This is a genomic window from Sulfuricurvum sp., assembly GCF_028713855.1.
Lineage (GTDB): Bacteria > Campylobacterota > Campylobacteria > Campylobacterales > Sulfurimonadaceae > Sulfuricurvum.
Genome location: NZ_JAQTNN010000003.1, coordinates 105,582 through 121,880 on the forward strand (window position 1 = coordinate 105,582; position 16,299 = coordinate 121,880).

A 16,299-nucleotide genomic window follows, 5' to 3' on the forward strand; every position below is an offset into this window, starting at 1 on the left:
AGGAAAGCTTCCTATGAAACGTTATAACGTTGCTATCGTTGGTGCCAGCGGTGCTGTTGGAGAAGAAATTTTACGTATTTTTGAAGAGATCGATTTCCCTCTCAATAAACTTGTTCCACTTGCTAGTGCACGCAGTGCAGGAAATACTGTTACGTTCAAAGATCACGACCTCGTTATCAAAGAGCTAACTCCCACCGTCTTTACCGAAGAAGAGATCGAAATCGCTCTCTTCAGTGCCGGTGGAAGTGTGTCGGCTGAGTTTGCTCCCTATGCTGCAAAAGCAGGTGCGGTAGTTATCGATAATACGAGCCATTTTCGTATGTTTGAGGACGTCCCTCTCGTCGTCCCTGAAGTCAATCCTGAAGATATTGCTCAATGGCGGAATCGCGGAATCATCGCTAATCCGAACTGCTCTACCATTCAAATGGTTCAAGCACTCAAACCTCTTGATGATGCGTACGATTTGCAACGTATCGATGTTAGCACCTATCAAGCAACTTCCGGTGCCGGAAAATCGGCGATGGAAGAGCTTGTTGAACAGATGCAAGCATTTTTCTCATTTAAACTCGATGATGTGGAACCAAAAAAATTCCCGCACCGTATCGCACTGAATGCTATTCCGCAAATTGACTCTTTCACCGACAGCGGCTATACGAAAGAAGAGCTCAAAATGGTAAATGAGACCCAAAAGATTATGCACAAAGATATCGAGGTGAGTGCAACCTGCGTCCGTATTCCTACACTTCGCGGTCATGCGGAAACCCTTACCCTCACATTTGACGGTGCTGTCAATGCAGATGAAGCACGAGAACTTTTGCGTAAAGCTCCGAACATTATCGTTATGGACGTACCGGAAGAGAGTATTTATCCAATGCCGTCACTGTGTATGGATCAAAATGAAACCTTTGTAGGACGTATCCGTAATGACCTTTATCGTGAAAATGTACTTCACTTATGGGTTGTTGCTGATAATCTTCGTGTAGGTGCTGCAACCAATGCTGTACGAATTGCCCAAAAATGGGTAGAGATGCAAGGAAACTAAAGATGAACTTCATCGAAAATCTCTTTGAACACGGACTTTGGAGTTCACGCTTTATTATTATCTTGGCTGTTATTTTTGGTCTTGTAGGGGCTGTGCTCCTTTTTGCGGTTGCAAGTTTTGATATCTTTAATACCGCTGTATATGTCATCCAATCGTACGCCACCCATGCACACCCGGAAAATTTTCACGAACAAGTCGTCGGAGGTATCATCGGCGCGGTCGATTTATACCTTATCGGTGTCATTATGATTATTTTCTCATTTGGTTTGTATGAGCTCTTTATCTCCGATATTGATCCTGCAAAAGATGAAGGTGGGAAAGAGAACCAACTTTTGGCGGTTCATTCACTCGATCAGCTCAAAGATAAAATTTCCAAAGTCGTTGTTATGGTACTCGTCGTTAGCTTTTTCCAAAAAGCTGGACATACACCTTATAATAGTGCTTTAGAGCTTTTTTATCTCGCACTTTCCATCACAGCGTTGGCTGTTGGTCTTTATTTCTTGAGCAAAGTAGGTCACCATGAGTAAGATTTTCGTTGATGCGTGTTTTGGAAAAGAGACTCCTTATACCCCTGTATGGATGATGCGTCAAGCGGGACGTTATCTCCCTGAATACATGGAAGTGCGTAAACGTGCCGGAAACTTTTTGAACCTTTGCCATGCTCCTGATATGGCGGCGGAAGTCACCATCCAGCCGGTTGATATCGTGGGTGTAGATGCTGCAATTTTGTTCAGCGATATTTTGGTCGTTCCGAATGAAATGGGTATGAAACTTGATTTCATCAAAGGGGAAGGTCCGGTATTCGAAAACCCGATCGCGTCTGAAGAGGATCTAAATGAACTGATCGGCGGAGATGAAGCGGCTTCTAAACTTACCTATGTTTACGATACCATCAAGATTTTAAGAGCGCAACTTGATGCGCGTGATGATAATAAAGCTTTGATCGGCTTTACCGGTGCACCGTGGACACTCGCCACCTATATGATCGAGGGACAAGGGACCAAAACCTACAATATATGCAAAAAAATGATGTATTCAAACCCTGAACTGCTTCATAAAATACTCAAAAAAGTGACCGAAGTCGTCAAACTTTACATGGAAAAACAGATCCAAGCGGGAATCGATGTTGTTCAAATCTTCGACAGCTGGGCGGCAGCGATTGAGCCTAGTAAATACGATGAGTTTTCATGGAGCTACATGGTCGAAATCGCCGAATATTTAAAAGAAAAATACCCTCATGTTCCTGTTATTATGTTTCCAAAAGGGGTTCCTGCCTTTTTGGATCAGGTGTATGGAAATTTCGATGTTTTCGGAGTCGACTGGAGTACCCCTATGGCTCTGGCAAAAGAAAAGCTCGGTGATCGATACGTATTGCAAGGGAATATGGAGCCGTGCCGTTTGTACTCAAAAGAGCAAACTACCGCGTGTGTAGAAGCGATCCAAGAGATCATGGAAGGACGTCGCCATATCTTCAACCTCGGACACGGGATTCTCCCGGATGTTCCGGTTGAAAATGCACAACACTTCGTTCGTGAATGCCAACGTGTGAGTAAAAAAGCCTAATCATGTCCACCATTTTCGGTCCCGTACATTCACGCCGTTTCGGTGTATCACTTGGGATCGACCTCTCTGCATCGCATAAACAATGTAATTTTGACTGTCTCTACTGTGAACTTGCCCCTGCACCGGCGATGCCACACCAGCACACTGTAACTCCGGTAGATACTATTCTAAACGACCTCACCGAAGCGCTTAAACAACATTCTAATATCGATGTCATTACCCTAACCGCTAACGGCGAGCCGACCATGTATCCTCATTTACACGAGCTTATCGATCAGATAAATATACTCAAAGGCTCTGTTGAAACCCTTATTCTCTCCAACAGTGCCTGCCTTAGCGATGAGAATGTTTTTAATGCTCTTCTAAAGCTCGACCAAGTCAAGCTTTCTCTCGATGCCGCAACAGCCGAAGTATTCAAAAAAATAGATCGCCCTGCCGAGGGGATAGAAATCGCTACAATTATCGAAAGTATCATCCGATTTTCACATCTATTTAAAGGGAAATTATTTTTAGAGATTTTATTTGTCAAAGGTATCAATGACACACTCAGCGAAATAGAAGCACTCAACCGTATCTTACTGGATATCCGATGTGAACGTATTGATATCGGTACGGTTGATCGTCCTCCGGCTTATGCGGTACAAGGGCTTGGTTTTGAGGAGCTTTATACACTGTCACAGTATTTTGACCCATCGCTTCCGATTCACATCGTTTCACGTACTCATGCGCAGGCAATGCCGAGCACTTACAGTGCTGAAGAGATACTGACAACCCTTGACAAACGTCCTTTGACCGCCGAAGACATCGATGCCCTCTTTGATACCGAGTCCAAAGAACGCTTTCAAATCCTGCTAAATCAAGGGAAAATTGCTCAAATCGAACGTTCTAATGTGATTTTTTTTACTCCGACGGAAAATATTCATCGAAAACGCTCTAAATAACCCCATTTTTATTGACAATTGAGCCTTCATAACGTATAATTACGCCCTCATAAACATTCCGGATTAGCTCAGCGGTAGAGTAGGTGACTGTTAATCACTTGGTCGCTGGTTCGAATCCAGCATTCGGAGCCACGTTTAGAGATTTCTTCATTGTTTTATTCCGAATTAGCTCAGCGGTAGAGTAGGTGACTGTTAATCACTTGGTCACTGGTTCGAATCCAGTATTCGGAGCCACCCTCCACAAATCCATTAAACAACACTTTTAAAATCAATTTTTTCGGCTCTATCCAAATTGTATCTGCATACATGAAACTACCCTCTTATATGATTTGTCTCCGCATCATAATGGTCACATTCATATCTACGGAATCCTTCTACCATTCGGACAATATTTTTAATCGGTGTCGGATTAAATAAACGGCGTATATAATGGTTGTTAACACAATCTTCACATCTCGGTATAACACAGTGTATTGCATCGCTAACGACCAAAATCGATTGATCCGGGCTTATTTGGAGAATATGGTCGATACACCCTTGACCGTTTTCAATCCCATGATCGACTATAACCACATCGTATTTATCCTTTTGAAATGCAATAAATACTTCTCCCAATGTCGATGCCGTATCAACAATACTATTTTTAAGAGCTTCTTCAAGTAACATTTTTCGTGTTTGCAGCTGAAAACCGCTTCGATCTATCATTAATAACTTCATATTGTTATTATTGCGAAAGAACTGTTAAAGTTGATTAAACCGATCTAAAATCTGTTTTGACTATAATTGTATAAATAATCTTATGGGAGCAATATGAAAGGGATTATCTTAGCTGGTGGAAGCGGAACACGACTCTATCCCATCACCAAAGGAGTGAGTAAACAACTCGTTCCGATCTATGACAAACCAATGATTTATTATCCTCTTTCCGTATTAATGCTCGCAGGTATTCGAGAAGTTCTTATCATCTCCACGCCAACGGATCTCCCCCGTTTTGAAGATCTTTTAGGTGACGGCAGCGATATCGGTATGAAATTTGAATACTGTGTTCAACCTTCGCCGGATGGTTTGGCACAAGCCTTTATTTTGGGAGCCGATTTTATCGGTAATGACGATGTCTGTCTGGTATTAGGTGACAACATCTTTCATGGACATGGTCTCACAAAAATGCTAGCTCAATCCGTGAGTAACGTAACCGAGGAGAATAAGGCTACTGTCTTTGGATACTGGGTTAAAGATCCTGAACGCTATGGTGTAGCAGAGTTTGATAAAGAAGGAAATGTCCTCTCCATCGAAGAAAAACCTCTTGCACCAAAAAGTTCGTATGCGGTTGTAGGTTTATATTTTTACCCTAATAGCGTTGTTGAGATTGCTAAAAAAATCACGCCAAGTGAGCGGGGCGAGTTGGAGATTACCACCGTTAATCAAGCCTATTTAGCTCAAAATGCTCTTAAAGTAGAGCTGATGGGGCGAGGTTATGCATGGCTCGATACGGGAACCCATGAAAGTCTTTTGGAAGCAAGTATGTTCATTCAAACTATCGAGAACCGTCAGGGGCTCAAAGTTGCCTGTATCGAAGAGATCGCCTATGAAATGGGATACATTACCAAAGAAAAGCTCCTCGATCTAGCCCTTCCGCTTTCAAAAAATCAATACGGACAATATTTGATCCGCAGAGCCAATGAAGGGAAAATCGGCGAATGACGTTTACCCGTACTGCAATACCGGATGTTATTATCATTGATCCTAAAGTCCACGGAGATGAACGCGGCTATTTCGTAGAAACATTTCGTGCTGACAAGCTCTCTGAGTTTTTAGGATTTAGAATATCTTTTTGTCAAGATAACGAGAGCAAATCATCCTATGGTATTCTACGAGGATTACATTATCAGCTTCCGCCGTTTGCTCAAACCAAACTGGTACGAGTAATCGAGGGGAGTGTTTTGGATGTAGCTGTCGATATTCGTCGAGGTTCACCAACATTTGGTCAACATGTTGCGATTGAACTGAGCGGAGAGAACAAACGCCAGTTGTTAATACCGAGAGGTTTTGCACATGGGTTTGTGGTACTCAGTGAAACGTGTACTTTTGCGTATAAAGTCGATAATTATTACAGCCCTGAGTGTGATCGTGGAATTGCCTTTGATGATCCTTCACTAGGTATCAACTGGAATGTTACAACGGATAAACTTCAACTCTCACTCAAAGATACCAAGCAACCGCTGTTATCGAATGCTGATTTGTTTGAATACGGAGTCAATCTCTATGTCTAAAGTACTGGTTACCGGGGCTAACGGGCAATTGGGTTCTGAAATGAGAGAACTGAGTTCTCACTATCCTCAATACACGTTTACCTTTGCCGATCGCAGCACCCTCGATCTAAGCAATCTCTATCAATTTGAAGATTACTTTGATAACAATCGTTTCGATGCGATCATCAATTGTGCCGCATACACAGCTGTTGACAAAGCTGAAAGTGAAAGCGATCTGACGGATAGTATCAATCACCGATTTGTTTCGATGCTCGCTAAAATTGCCAAACGTGATGACAGTACCCTGATCCATATCTCTACTGATTATGTGTATGATGGGAAAAATCATCGCCCGTACATTGAAAGCGATCCGACCGATCCGCAGGGGGTCTATGGACGGACTAAACGCGATGGGGAAAATGCAATCCTAGAGGCAGCTCCAAGCAATTCGATTATCATCCGTACCTCTTGGGTCTATTCCTCATTCGGCAATAACTTCGTAAAGACCATGCTGAGACTGGGCCGTGAGCGAGATAGCCTTGGGGTAATTTTTGATCAGATAGGAACTCCTACTTACGCACACGATTTAGCAGAAACAATTTTAGAAATCCTTCCAAAAATTCATAATAAAATACCTGAGATCTATCATTACAGCAACGAGGGTGCTGCAAGCTGGTATGATTTTGCAAAAGCTATTTTTGAACTGTCCGATATATCCTCTCAGGTAAATCCGATCACTACGGATCAATATCCTACGCCGGCTACACGTCCGCATTACAGTTTACTTAATAAAGCAAAAATCAAAAATGATTTTGGAATTACCATACCCTATTGGAGAGATTCCCTCAAGGCGTGTTTGATAACATTAGGAGAAATCAAATGAAAACTGTTTTAGTCACCGGATGCGCCGGATTTATCGGAAGTAATTTCGTCCCGTATTTTTTGAATAAATATCCCGATATTCGTTTGATCAATCTTGATCTTCTCACCTATGCCGGAGATATGGCAAACCTTTCCGATGCACCGCAAAATGAACGTCATATCTTTGTCCAAGGGGACATCTGTGATCGAACGTTGGTTGAATCGCTCTTCACACAATACGATATTCAAGGTGTGATCCATTTTGCCGCAGAAAGCCATGTCGATAACTCAATTAAAAACCCCGGTGTATTTGTCCAAACCAATGTGAACGGTACGTTTACCCTTATCGATGTTGCCTACAAAGCATGGATGGAAAAACCGTTTCTCTATAAATCGGGATTTGAGGGGTGCCGTTTCCACCATATCAGTACGGATGAAGTGTACGGAACATTGGGTGAAACGGGTCTGTTTACAGAAGAAACTTCTTATGCACCTAACAGCCCTTACAGTGCTTCTAAAGCCGGATCAGACATGATCGTCCGCTCATACCATCATACGTATGGGATGAATACCGTCATTACCAACTGCTCCAACAATTACGGTCCCAAACAGCATAATGAAAAACTGATCCCTACCGTTATCCGCAAAGCACTCTCTGGTGAACATATTCCGGTATACGGGGATGGTAAAAATATCCGTGATTGGCTCTATGTGTTGGATCACTGCAAAGGGATCGATCTGGTCTATCATACCGGACGTAGTGGAGAAGTCTATAACATCGGTGGACGTAATGAGCGTAACAACAATCAAATCGTGGATCGTATCTGTTCCCTTCTCGATAGCATGAAACCCCGAAAGGATGCTAAAAGCTACAAAGAGCTTATCACCTATGTCGAAGACCGTGCAGGACATGACCGTCGTTATGCTATCGATGCCACTAAACTCGAAACTGAGCTTGGATGGAAGGCAGAAGAGACCTTCGACACAGGAATTGTAAAAACAATTGAGTGGTATTTGGGAAAATATTTATGAGCCTTGTAAATCCCCCCTTTATATCACTCATCTGTCCCTGCTACAATGAACAAGAAGTGATCGGTTATTTTTTATCTTCTGTTACCCCTATTCTCGAATCGTTCAAAAAACCCTATGAAATCATTTTTATCAATGACGGCAGTCGGGACAAGACCCTCGATGTATTGCTGGATTCTAAAGCACGCTATCCCCATATCCGTATCATCAATCTCTCCCGAAATTTTGGGAAAGAAGCCGCAATGACTGCCGGACTCGACGTATGCCAAGGTGAAGTCGTCATCCCGATCGATGTCGATCTGCAAGACCCGCCAGAACTCATCAAAGATTTTATCCGCGAATATGAAAGCGGCTACGATGTCGTGGTTGCCAAAAGAGTCGATCGCACCTCCGACTCTTTTGCCAAAAAACTGAGTGCGGAATATTTTTATAAACTGCACAATAAAATTTCGCAGGTTACTATCCCCGATAATGTCGGCGATTATCGGCTGATGAGTCGAAAAGTCATCACAGAAATTCAAAAACTCCCCGAAAATCAACGTTTTATGAAGGGGATATTTGCATGGGTCGGATTTAAAACCGCGGTTGTCGAATACGTACGCCAGCCGCGCAAAGCCGGTACAACCAGTTTTAACGGATGGAAGCTATGGAATTTTGCGTTGGACGGCATCACCAGCTTTAGTACCGTACCTTTGCGCATTTGGCTCTATATGGGGATGATTATTGCTTTTTTGGCATTTGTCTACGGCAGTGTCATCATCGTAAAAACCTTGATTTACGGTATCGACAGTCCGGGTTATGCCTCTCTCATTACCATTATCTTATTTATCGGCGGTATTCAGCTCATGGGAATCGGGATTTTGGGAGAATACATCGGGCGGATCTATATGGAATCCAAACGCAGACCGGCATACATCATCGAAAATGAATATTAACACTATTATTGTCAACCTCTATCAGAACAAACTGATCCGTTATGCACTAATCGGTGGTTCTTCAACGCTTATCCATCTGGGAATTGCTTTTCTATGGCTTTATACTGTTAATTCATCACTCTTTTTTGCTAATACGGCCGGTTTTTCCGTCGCGTTTATTTTTTCCTATACCGTGCAGTCGCGGTATGTTTTTCTTCATCCCCTCTCACCGCTCAAAGCATTTCGCTACTTTCTAGTTCAATTCGGAGCACTTTTAGCCGCACTTATCCTCTCTGCTATGTTAGTTGGATACAATAGTTATATAAAAACGCTCATCGTTGTTATACTATTACCGTTGATTACATTCGTTATTCATAAACTTTGGACGTTTCGTCACCATTAAAGGACACAATTGCAATCTAAAATCCTAGAAAACAATTTTACTTTACTCTTTTCACTTGGATTACTGATCGGTTTATTTTTCTCCTTCCTCTATGCAAATCATCAAATTCTTACCGGCGATCAGTTTCAAATGCTAGAAAAAGGATATCTTGGAGCACATAAGGGGGTATGGCAATCCTATGGAAATGCTGCCAGTGCGGTCGGAAATGTCCCCGGATCGCTCTCAGCGCTGGTAGTTGGTGTTCCGCTCATGCTATGGGACTCGCCATGGGCACCAATGACTTTTTTGATTGCTCTGCATTTAGCCTCTTTCTTGCTTTTTAATGCAGTCATTAAACAAATTTTTAACCCTACGATTCAACTTGTTTTTTTACTCCTGTATTGGCTCAATCCATGGTTTTTATTTGAAAACGTCATCTATAATCCTTCCTATCTCTTCTTTTTCGGTGCGTTGCATTTTTGGTCGGCATATCACATGCGAGAGAGCAAATCGTTTGGGCACACACTCCTGCATCTTCTCTCGATTGCAATGGCGATGCAACTCCATTATTCATGGATCATCCTAGCAATGATTTCTCTCTATCTCTACGTACGAGGCATCATTAAAATCAATTGGTATGCCGTGATAACAGCCTTTGTCATTACGTGTCTCTCCTTAATTCCTTATTTTCAAGCGTATCTCTCCCATCCTGAAATAAGACAAAATCCGGGGAATAAAGACAACGCCCGCTATATCGGATGGGGGTTTGTCCACGTTTACCCTATTTTCAAAGGGATCATTTATTGGTTCCGATATCCTTCGCTCTTGTTTAGCAATACTCTGGCTATGTATACTAATTTTGAATGGGTTACTGCCCATCCGATGATACAAAAGATAGTGCAGTACGCCTATAAAGGGATAATCGAAATTATCGGTATTGCGAGTTTGTGGGTTGTTTGGAAAGCCAACTATGAGAGTTGGAAATTAATCAAACCAATCGCTTTTACCCGATCCGTTTCTGACTTTTCTCAACAGCAATGGCTATCGATGTATGCTCTTGGAGCCTTTATCGCTATTTTAATCAGTGGTGCTCTATCACCCATTGTTTTTAATTATTGGCATCTTATTATCGCTTTTGGATTTTCCCTATTTCCGATTTTAATTTATATTGACTCGTATATTCGCAATGATTCAAAATACGTGATGAAATATATTTTGATCATTATTTTATATTTCGGATTGATCAATCTAATCGCCGCCAATGACAGCAAAAAGTTCTCTTACACCATGGACTACCAGAAACAGACACTTGAATATGTTCAAATGCAAATGGTGAACTAAAATGCAAAAAGAATTTTTACTCCTCGAAGAAGTGATAATAGAAAAATCTAAAAAATGTCCCGTTTATTATATAGCCAATCCCGGAAATTATGGTGATGCGTTGATACGCTATGCCACACTAAAATTTTTTCGAGATATCGGTTTAAATTTCACTGAGTTAACGTCATTTAAAACGAATAAACGTGAATGGTGGCCTACGCGATTCCAACCTAATGCTATATTAATCTTTGGCGGGGGCGGGGCATGGTGCGATTTATGGAATCATGAAAGTTTAGTGAAAAAGGCAAGCAAACATTTTAAACATATCATTGTTTTGCCCTCAACATATGAAATCACCCCTTCCATTTCTAATGCAACATATTTTTGTCGGGATCAGTACGAAAGTAAAGAACAAATACCGGATGCCCTATTTTGTCATGATATGGCATTTTATCTTGGAAGCATCTCAACACCTGAGGGGAAGGGAACCGGCTATTTTTTTAGAACAGACAAAGAAAGTGCCGGTATGATAGAAATACCGATGTCAAACAATGACATCAGTAGCAAAGGAAATCACAATACACCCATTTACTCTTTTTTTGATGAGACATCCCAATTTTCCATCATTATGACAGATCGTTTGCATGTTGCCATAGCGGCTAGCCTGATGGGTAAAGAAGTACATTTATATGCTGGATCATATTTTAAAAATAGAGCGGTATATTTATCCACGTTAAAAAAGTATTTTCCAAACGTCCATTTTCACGAAAAAACAGATTAAAGGCTCTTAGTGCCCCTAAAAGTTAGTGTTATCACCCCTGTTTATAATGTTGAAACATATCTGGAAGAGTGTCTGGACTCGATACTCACTCAGGATCTATCTGATATCGAAATCATCTGTGTGAATGACGGAAGTACCGATCATTCATTGGAAATACTCAAACGATATGCGGAGAATGATAAGAGAATTATTATCATCACTCAGGAAAATAGCGGTCCCGGCAGAGCAAGGAATATCGGACTGAAAAAAGCACGAGGGGAATACATATTTTTCCAAGACAGTGATGACTACCTCCTCACTTCAAATGCGTTCTCTGTATTATACACTGCCGCAAGCGGGCAAGATCTTGATATTGTGAGTTCAAATTTTGCTACACTCAAGGAGGAAAATCAAGAATCTCACGCGAAACGAACAGCGGGTATTATCAGCGACGGAAAACGTTTTTTGCAAAGCGGTGAGACCAATACATCAGCTTGGGCTAAACTCTATAAACATGCCTATCTTGATACAATCCACTTTATGTTTGATGAAACAATCTTTTATGAAGACAGCGAAGCTTTCCCGAGATTTTACATCAATGCCTCTCGGGTATCCCATATCGATGCAGTTTTCTATGCCTACCGCCAACGGCCAAATTCGATCATAACGCAAAATGTTACCCTCAAACATTTTGCAGGCTTAAAAGCTATCATTACTACCTATACTGCACTGCTGGAAAACGAGACGGACAACAGCTTCCAAAAATACCTCAAAAAGCAAATGTACAACAATGTGCTCTATTTTAATCAACTAATGTTACGTAGCGACATACCTTCCTCTATAATAGATGAAATCTATAAGCAAATCAAAAACAAACTCCCCTTCTCAAAGTTAGAGCTGTTTTTAGTACAAAATGATGAAAAATTTATCCAATATGTACGACGAGACAGCAAACATAAATTTTCTCATCCCATAATCTATATGCTTAGAAAACTACGAAAAATTTTGATTTAAACCAACACGGCAAGAACCATGCAAAAAAAAATAAGCGTCATCATCCCCGTCTATAATGTCGAAGCCTATTTGAAAGAGTGCCTCGATTCCATCGTTTCTCAAGAACTTCATGATATTGAAATCATCTGTGTAAATGATGGAAGTACCGATGGTTCCCTCTCTATACTTGAAAAATATGCAGCAGATGACAAGCGGATTATCATCATAGATCAGAAAAATCAAGGATTAAGTGGTGCACGCAATAATGGTCTTAAAAAAGCGCAGGGCGAATACATACTTTTCTCCGACAGCGATGATTATCTCCTCACCTCAAACACGCTCTCTCTTTTGTACACTACCGCTTCCATGCAAGATTTAGATATCTTGAGCTTTGATTTTACTATAGTTGGCGAGCAAGAAAAAGCACATCATGTAAAACGAAAAATAGGTATTCTCAGCAACGGAAAACATTTTTTACAAAACGGGGACAGTGTTGTAATGGCTTGGTGTAAATTATACAAACGTGCCTATCTCGAATCAATCTACTTTTTTTACAATGAAACCATTATACATGAGGATGATGAAGCCCATCCGAGACTGTATGTCAACGCCTCGCGGGTATCGCATATCGACATGCTTCTCTACGCTTACCGCCAACGGGCAAACTCGATAATGACACAAAAAATATCCCTTAAACATTTTTCAAGTTTGGCAACTATCATAGCAACCTATGAGACATTACTGCAAAAAGAACCTGATAGCGGTTTCCGAAAGTACCTCAAAAAGCAAATTGCCTTCTATGTAATACGATACCATTTTCTATTACAGAACACTACTAATCTTACAGAAGCAGCTGATACCTACAAAAGCATTATAAAAAACCTTTCTCTTTCAAAACTTGAGTTACTGTTGATCAACAATGAGATAGCCTTTATGGAATCACAAGCAAATTTAGAACATAAATTATCTCATCCTCTGGTTTATCTGCTAAGAAAATTCAGAAAAATAGTTTTTTAATTCGAGATACACATCAAACCGTACAAAAAAATAATATATAGCACTTAATAAAATGATTGTTAATGTAGATTTCACAAATACCCGATAAAATGGCATTCATATATTTCAGGAGCTTTCTCATATGCCTTATCCGAAATCGACCTTTATTATCTCTGTCTACAAAGACACTGAGGCATTAAGTATTATATTAGACAGTCTTGCAAATCAAACCGCCCTTCCTGATGAGATCATTGTCTCTGAAGATGGTGAATCAACAGAAATGCGAGATTTTCTCGCAACCCAAAAAGATCGCTTTCCCAATCTCGTCCATCTCACCCAAGAAGATGACGGATGGCGTAAAAATATTGCACTGAACAATTCGATCAAAGCAGCAAGCAATGAATACCTTATCTTTATCGACGGAGATTGTGTCCCTTACAGCAACTTTGTCCAAGCGCATCTCGAAAATTCCCAAAAAGGGATCGTCCTATGCGGAAAACGGTTTGAATTGGGAGCTAAATTTAGCGAACGGATCAAACGGCATGAGCTCACAACTCTAGATATCGAAAAAAAATTCCTTTGGTATCTACCGGCAATGATCGCCGATGATGCAGGACATCCCGAAGACGGACTTCTATTTAAATCCCACTCATTTATCAGCCGACAAATCCATAAACGGCATGTAAGACACATTGTCGGATGCAATTGGTCATGTTATAAAGATGATTTTTTAAAAATAAACGGTTTTGACGAAGTATATCGACTACCGTCTGAAGGCGAAGATGTCGATCCGAGCTGGCGATTTCGAGGAATGGGAATCGAGCTCAAATCGTGTCGAAATAATGCCAATGTTCTCCACCTTTATCATCCAAAACGATTTAGTTCCGTCGAAGCGGATATCAACAGAGAGATTATGGAAAACAATCGCGCACAAAAAATATATTTTTGCAAAGATGGCATAATAAAAGAATGATTAATGTCACCAAAACCTATCTTCCTAATATTGAAAAATACAAGCAGTATATCGATGAAATTTATGCAAATGGTTGGATAACCAATAATGGACCCCTAGTTCAACGACTTGAACAAAGACTAGCTGAATATCTTGGTGTCAAAAATATCGTTCTAGTAGCCAATGGTACAGTAGCTCTAGAACTTGCCTATCGGGCTCTTGGGCTAAAAGGCTTTGTTATTACCAGCCCATTTAGCTTTGTTGCAACAACCAGTTCACTTGTCACGAATGGGCTCTTACCAATATTTGCTGATATTGACCCCAATACGCTTAACATCAATCCTGAGAACATCGAAGCATCAATCACGCCCAATACATCTGCTATTTTAGGTGTCCATGTTTTTGGAAATGCGTGTAAAGTCGAAAAAATAGCACAAATCGCACAGCAACATAATCTGAAAGTTATCTACGATGCTGCTCATGCTTTTGATGTACGATATAAAGACCAAAGTATTCTAAATTATGGAGACATCTCTACACTTAGTTTTCATGCGACAAAGCTTTTTCATACGATTGAAGGTGGTGCACTTATCATCAATGATGATGAATTGGTTCAAAAAACACGCTATCTTATCAACTTTGGCATTGAAAACGCTGAATCAATCCCGGAATTGGGAACCAATGCAAAAATGAATGAATTTGAAGCTGCAATGGGGCTCTGTGTTCTTGACGATATTGAAGAGATCAAACAAAAAAGAAAAGTTGTATTTGATACTTATATAAAAGATTTACAAGGTTTAATACAGTTTCAGGAGTTAAATGAGCAAGCAACACAAAACTACAGTTATTTTCCTGTAGTTTTAAAGAGCGAAGAACAGCTTAAACGGGTTGAAAATGCACTCCATAAGGAACAGATATTTCCTAGGCGCTACTTTTACCCATCTCTCGATACGTTAAACTATATCGAACCAAAACAAGAAATGCCGATATCGAGAAATATCGCAAAACGAATACTATGTTTACCTCTTTATCCTGAACTGACATCAGAAGAGCAAAATACGATTATCAAAATAATAAAAAATACATTAACAGAGTTTAAACAATGAAAAATTATTCCAAGAATATACTTTTGTGCGATGCAAATTTTTGTGTTTTGCCAATCCTTCAATCCATTAAATCCAAAGGTTATACCTTAAGTGTTGTAGGCTCCAAGCTCAATGACCCCGCCCATTTTTTAGCAGATAAATCAATAAATCTTAATTATGCGGATGTAGAGTTACTATATAAGCATATATCTGAAAATAAATATGATGGCGTAGTCCCAGGCTGTAATGACAGATCTTATATGTCGTTAGCATATGTGGCTGAAAAATTAAAGTTTAAAGGGTTTGATGATTATGAAACGGTCTTGACAATTCATCATAAAGATAGATTTAGAGCATTCGCTGAACAGAAAAGTTATCCTATACCACGAGCAATCAGCAATCCTGATCAGGTTGATCTTCTTAATTTTCCGGTATTAGTAAAACCAGTAGACTCTTTTAGTGGTAAGGGAATAAACAAAGCCTATAGCGTTGATGAGTTCAAAGCACACTGGAAAGAAGCGAAGAAATTCTCACAATCTGGCTTAGTTGTTGCCGAAGAATTTGTAGAAGGTAAACTCTACAGCCACTCAGCATTCATCAAAAACAAAAAAATTGTGGTTGATTTTTTTGTTAATGAGTACTGTACCGTTTATCCTTATCAGGTTAATAGCTCAAACGTATCCTCACGTCTTAGTCAACAAGTTCAACAAGCCTTGCGAAAATGGACAGAACAATTTGCGTCTGATTTAGATTTATGTGATGGCTTAATCCATACACAATTCATCTCAAACAATGAAACGTTTTATTTAATTGAAATCGCTAGAAGATGCCCAGGTGATTTATACAGTCAACTTATTCAAAAAGCTACCGGTATAAACTATTCAGAATTGTATTCACTTCCTTTTTTGGGTTTAGATCTACCTGAGAGGATAGAAGCAATTGAACCAAAATTTATCTCAAGACATACAGTAAGTGTCGATAAAGATTGTGTATTTATTAGTTCAAGTCTTAATATCAATAGTCCTCACATTCAGAATGTTCAGCTTAAATACAGTGGTGAGCCAATGAAAGCGGCTCCTTTTGACAAATCTGGAATCTATTTTATTGAGCATCATAATGTTGAAGAGATGGAAACATTAACTGAAAAATTGAAAGATTATGTCGCCTTGGAAACGCTTGAATTGATTCAAAGTCATGAAGGATAAATTTAAA

18 protein-coding genes and 2 tRNA genes are annotated in these 16,299 nt (G+C 40.2%); 19 read left to right on the top strand and 1 reads right to left on the bottom strand.

What is annotated here, in order from left to right:
• Positions 1 to 13 precede the first annotated feature (13 nt).
• The 6 genes from PHI47_RS03970 (at position 14) to PHI47_RS03995 (ending at position 3,780) form a co-directional block, all read left to right on the top strand.
• Positions 14 to 1,042 carry an aspartate-semialdehyde dehydrogenase gene (locus PHI47_RS03970; RefSeq protein WP_299933996.1) on the top strand — a complete coding sequence of 343 codons (1,029 nt, stop codon included), beginning with the start codon at positions 14 to 16 and terminating at the stop codon, positions 1,040 to 1,042.
• Between the two features lie 2 nt (positions 1,043 to 1,044).
• Positions 1,045 to 1,569 (top strand): YqhA family protein, encoded by a 525-nt coding sequence (locus PHI47_RS03975; RefSeq protein ID WP_299933998.1) that lies wholly within the window; start codon positions 1,045 to 1,047, stop codon positions 1,567 to 1,569.
• Positions 1,562 to 2,605, top strand: a complete 1,044-nt coding sequence (gene hemE / locus PHI47_RS03980; RefSeq protein ID WP_299934000.1) for a uroporphyrinogen decarboxylase — start codon at positions 1,562 to 1,564, stop codon at positions 2,603 to 2,605. Before PHI47_RS03975 ends, hemE begins: the two co-directional genes overlap by 8 nt.
• A 2-nt stretch (positions 2,606 to 2,607) precedes the next feature.
• Entirely contained in the window at positions 2,608 to 3,546 is a 939-nt protein-coding gene (locus PHI47_RS03985) for a radical SAM protein (RefSeq protein ID WP_299934002.1), read from the top strand.
• Between the two features lie 57 nt (positions 3,547 to 3,603).
• A tRNA-Asn gene (locus tag PHI47_RS03990) sits at positions 3,604 to 3,678 on the top strand.
• Between the two features lie 27 nt (positions 3,679 to 3,705).
• A tRNA-Asn gene (locus PHI47_RS03995) sits at positions 3,706 to 3,780 on the top strand.
• Positions 3,781 to 3,858: 78 nt separating this feature from the next.
• On the opposite strand, the gene PHI47_RS04000 is transcribed toward PHI47_RS03995, so the two are convergent.
• Positions 3,859 to 4,263, bottom strand: coding sequence for a hypothetical protein (locus tag PHI47_RS04000; RefSeq protein ID WP_299934004.1), 405 nt, complete (start codon positions 4,261 to 4,263; stop codon positions 3,859 to 3,861).
• A gap of 93 nt (positions 4,264 to 4,356) precedes the next feature.
• Between PHI47_RS04000 and rfbA the strand changes: the two genes are divergently transcribed.
• The 13 genes from rfbA (at position 4,357) to PHI47_RS04065 (ending at position 16,292) form a co-directional block, all read left to right on the top strand.
• Positions 4,357 to 5,247: a glucose-1-phosphate thymidylyltransferase RfbA gene (gene rfbA / locus PHI47_RS04005; RefSeq protein WP_299934006.1), complete on the top strand. Its 891-nt coding sequence runs from the start codon at positions 4,357 to 4,359 to the stop codon at positions 5,245 to 5,247.
• On the top strand, positions 5,244 to 5,816 hold the full coding sequence (rfbC, locus tag PHI47_RS04010; RefSeq protein ID WP_299934008.1) for a dTDP-4-dehydrorhamnose 3,5-epimerase: 573 nt from the start codon (positions 5,244 to 5,246) through the stop codon (positions 5,814 to 5,816). The genes rfbA and rfbC overlap by 4 nt, the downstream gene beginning before the upstream one ends.
• Complete coding sequence (gene rfbD, locus PHI47_RS04015; protein WP_299934011.1) at positions 5,809 to 6,678, top strand: dTDP-4-dehydrorhamnose reductase; 870 nt, start codon at positions 5,809 to 5,811, stop codon at positions 6,676 to 6,678. Before rfbC ends, rfbD begins: the two co-directional genes overlap by 8 nt.
• Positions 6,675 to 7,688: a dTDP-glucose 4,6-dehydratase gene (gene rfbB, locus PHI47_RS04020; RefSeq protein ID WP_299934013.1), complete on the top strand. Its 1,014-nt coding sequence runs from the start codon at positions 6,675 to 6,677 to the stop codon at positions 7,686 to 7,688. Before rfbD ends, rfbB begins: the two co-directional genes overlap by 4 nt.
• Positions 7,685 to 8,620, top strand: coding sequence for a glycosyltransferase family 2 protein (locus PHI47_RS04025; protein WP_299934015.1), 936 nt, complete (start codon positions 7,685 to 7,687; stop codon positions 8,618 to 8,620). The genes rfbB and PHI47_RS04025 overlap by 4 nt, the downstream gene beginning before the upstream one ends.
• Entirely contained in the window at positions 8,610 to 9,002 is a 393-nt protein-coding gene (locus PHI47_RS04030) for a GtrA family protein (RefSeq protein WP_299934017.1), read from the top strand. Before PHI47_RS04025 ends, PHI47_RS04030 begins: the two co-directional genes overlap by 11 nt.
• A 9-nt stretch (positions 9,003 to 9,011) precedes the next feature.
• Positions 9,012 to 10,322 carry a 3-deoxy-D-manno-octulosonic acid transferase gene (locus PHI47_RS04035; protein ID WP_299934019.1) on the top strand — a complete coding sequence of 437 codons (1,311 nt, stop codon included), beginning with the start codon at positions 9,012 to 9,014 and terminating at the stop codon, positions 10,320 to 10,322.
• A 1-nt stretch (position 10,323) separates the two neighbouring features.
• On the top strand, positions 10,324 to 11,082 hold the full coding sequence (locus PHI47_RS04040; protein WP_299934021.1) for a polysaccharide pyruvyl transferase family protein: 759 nt from the start codon (positions 10,324 to 10,326) through the stop codon (positions 11,080 to 11,082).
• 9 nt (positions 11,083 to 11,091) lie between these two features.
• Entirely contained in the window at positions 11,092 to 12,075 is a 984-nt protein-coding gene (locus PHI47_RS04045) for a glycosyltransferase (RefSeq protein WP_299934023.1), read from the top strand.
• Between the two features lie 18 nt (positions 12,076 to 12,093).
• A complete protein-coding gene (locus PHI47_RS04050) occupies positions 12,094 to 13,071 on the top strand; it encodes a glycosyltransferase (protein WP_299934025.1) in 978 nt (325 codons plus the stop codon).
• A gap of 121 nt (positions 13,072 to 13,192) precedes the next feature.
• The gene (locus tag PHI47_RS04055) at positions 13,193 to 14,023 is read left to right on the top strand and encodes a glycosyltransferase (protein ID WP_299934027.1); all 831 of its coding nucleotides are present in this window, start codon (positions 13,193 to 13,195) and stop codon (positions 14,021 to 14,023) included.
• Positions 14,020 to 15,108, top strand: a complete 1,089-nt coding sequence (locus PHI47_RS04060) for a DegT/DnrJ/EryC1/StrS family aminotransferase (RefSeq protein WP_299934029.1) — start codon at positions 14,020 to 14,022, stop codon at positions 15,106 to 15,108. Before PHI47_RS04055 ends, PHI47_RS04060 begins: the two co-directional genes overlap by 4 nt.
• A complete protein-coding gene (locus PHI47_RS04065) occupies positions 15,105 to 16,292 on the top strand; it encodes an ATP-grasp domain-containing protein (protein ID WP_299934031.1) in 1,188 nt (395 codons plus the stop codon). The genes PHI47_RS04060 and PHI47_RS04065 overlap by 4 nt, the downstream gene beginning before the upstream one ends.
• Positions 16,293 to 16,299: the final 7 nt, after the last annotated feature.

Coding starts and splice junctions, on each gene's coding strand:
- PHI47_RS03970 (WP_299933996.1), top strand. CDS start 14: ATGAAACGTTATAACGTTGCTATCGTTGGTGCCAGCGGTGCTGTTGGA.
- PHI47_RS03975 (WP_299933998.1), top strand. CDS start 1,045: ATGAACTTCATCGAAAATCTCTTTGAACACGGACTTTGGAGTTCACGC.
- hemE (WP_299934000.1), top strand. CDS start 1,562: ATGAGTAAGATTTTCGTTGATGCGTGTTTTGGAAAAGAGACTCCTTAT.
- PHI47_RS03985 (WP_299934002.1), top strand. CDS start 2,608: ATGTCCACCATTTTCGGTCCCGTACATTCACGCCGTTTCGGTGTATCA.
- PHI47_RS04000 (WP_299934004.1), bottom strand. CDS start 4,263: ATGAAGTTATTAATGATAGATCGAAGCGGTTTTCAGCTGCAAACACGA.
- rfbA (WP_299934006.1), top strand. CDS start 4,357: ATGAAAGGGATTATCTTAGCTGGTGGAAGCGGAACACGACTCTATCCC.
- rfbC (WP_299934008.1), top strand. CDS start 5,244: ATGACGTTTACCCGTACTGCAATACCGGATGTTATTATCATTGATCCT.
- rfbD (WP_299934011.1), top strand. CDS start 5,809: ATGTCTAAAGTACTGGTTACCGGGGCTAACGGGCAATTGGGTTCTGAA.
- rfbB (WP_299934013.1), top strand. CDS start 6,675: ATGAAAACTGTTTTAGTCACCGGATGCGCCGGATTTATCGGAAGTAAT.
- PHI47_RS04025 (WP_299934015.1), top strand. CDS start 7,685: ATGAGCCTTGTAAATCCCCCCTTTATATCACTCATCTGTCCCTGCTAC.
- PHI47_RS04030 (WP_299934017.1), top strand. CDS start 8,610: ATGAATATTAACACTATTATTGTCAACCTCTATCAGAACAAACTGATC.
- PHI47_RS04040 (WP_299934021.1), top strand. CDS start 10,324: ATGCAAAAAGAATTTTTACTCCTCGAAGAAGTGATAATAGAAAAATCT.
- PHI47_RS04050 (WP_299934025.1), top strand. CDS start 12,094: ATGCAAAAAAAAATAAGCGTCATCATCCCCGTCTATAATGTCGAAGCC.
- PHI47_RS04055 (WP_299934027.1), top strand. CDS start 13,193: ATGCCTTATCCGAAATCGACCTTTATTATCTCTGTCTACAAAGACACT.
- PHI47_RS04060 (WP_299934029.1), top strand. CDS start 14,020: ATGATTAATGTCACCAAAACCTATCTTCCTAATATTGAAAAATACAAG.
- PHI47_RS04065 (WP_299934031.1), top strand. CDS start 15,105: ATGAAAAATTATTCCAAGAATATACTTTTGTGCGATGCAAATTTTTGT.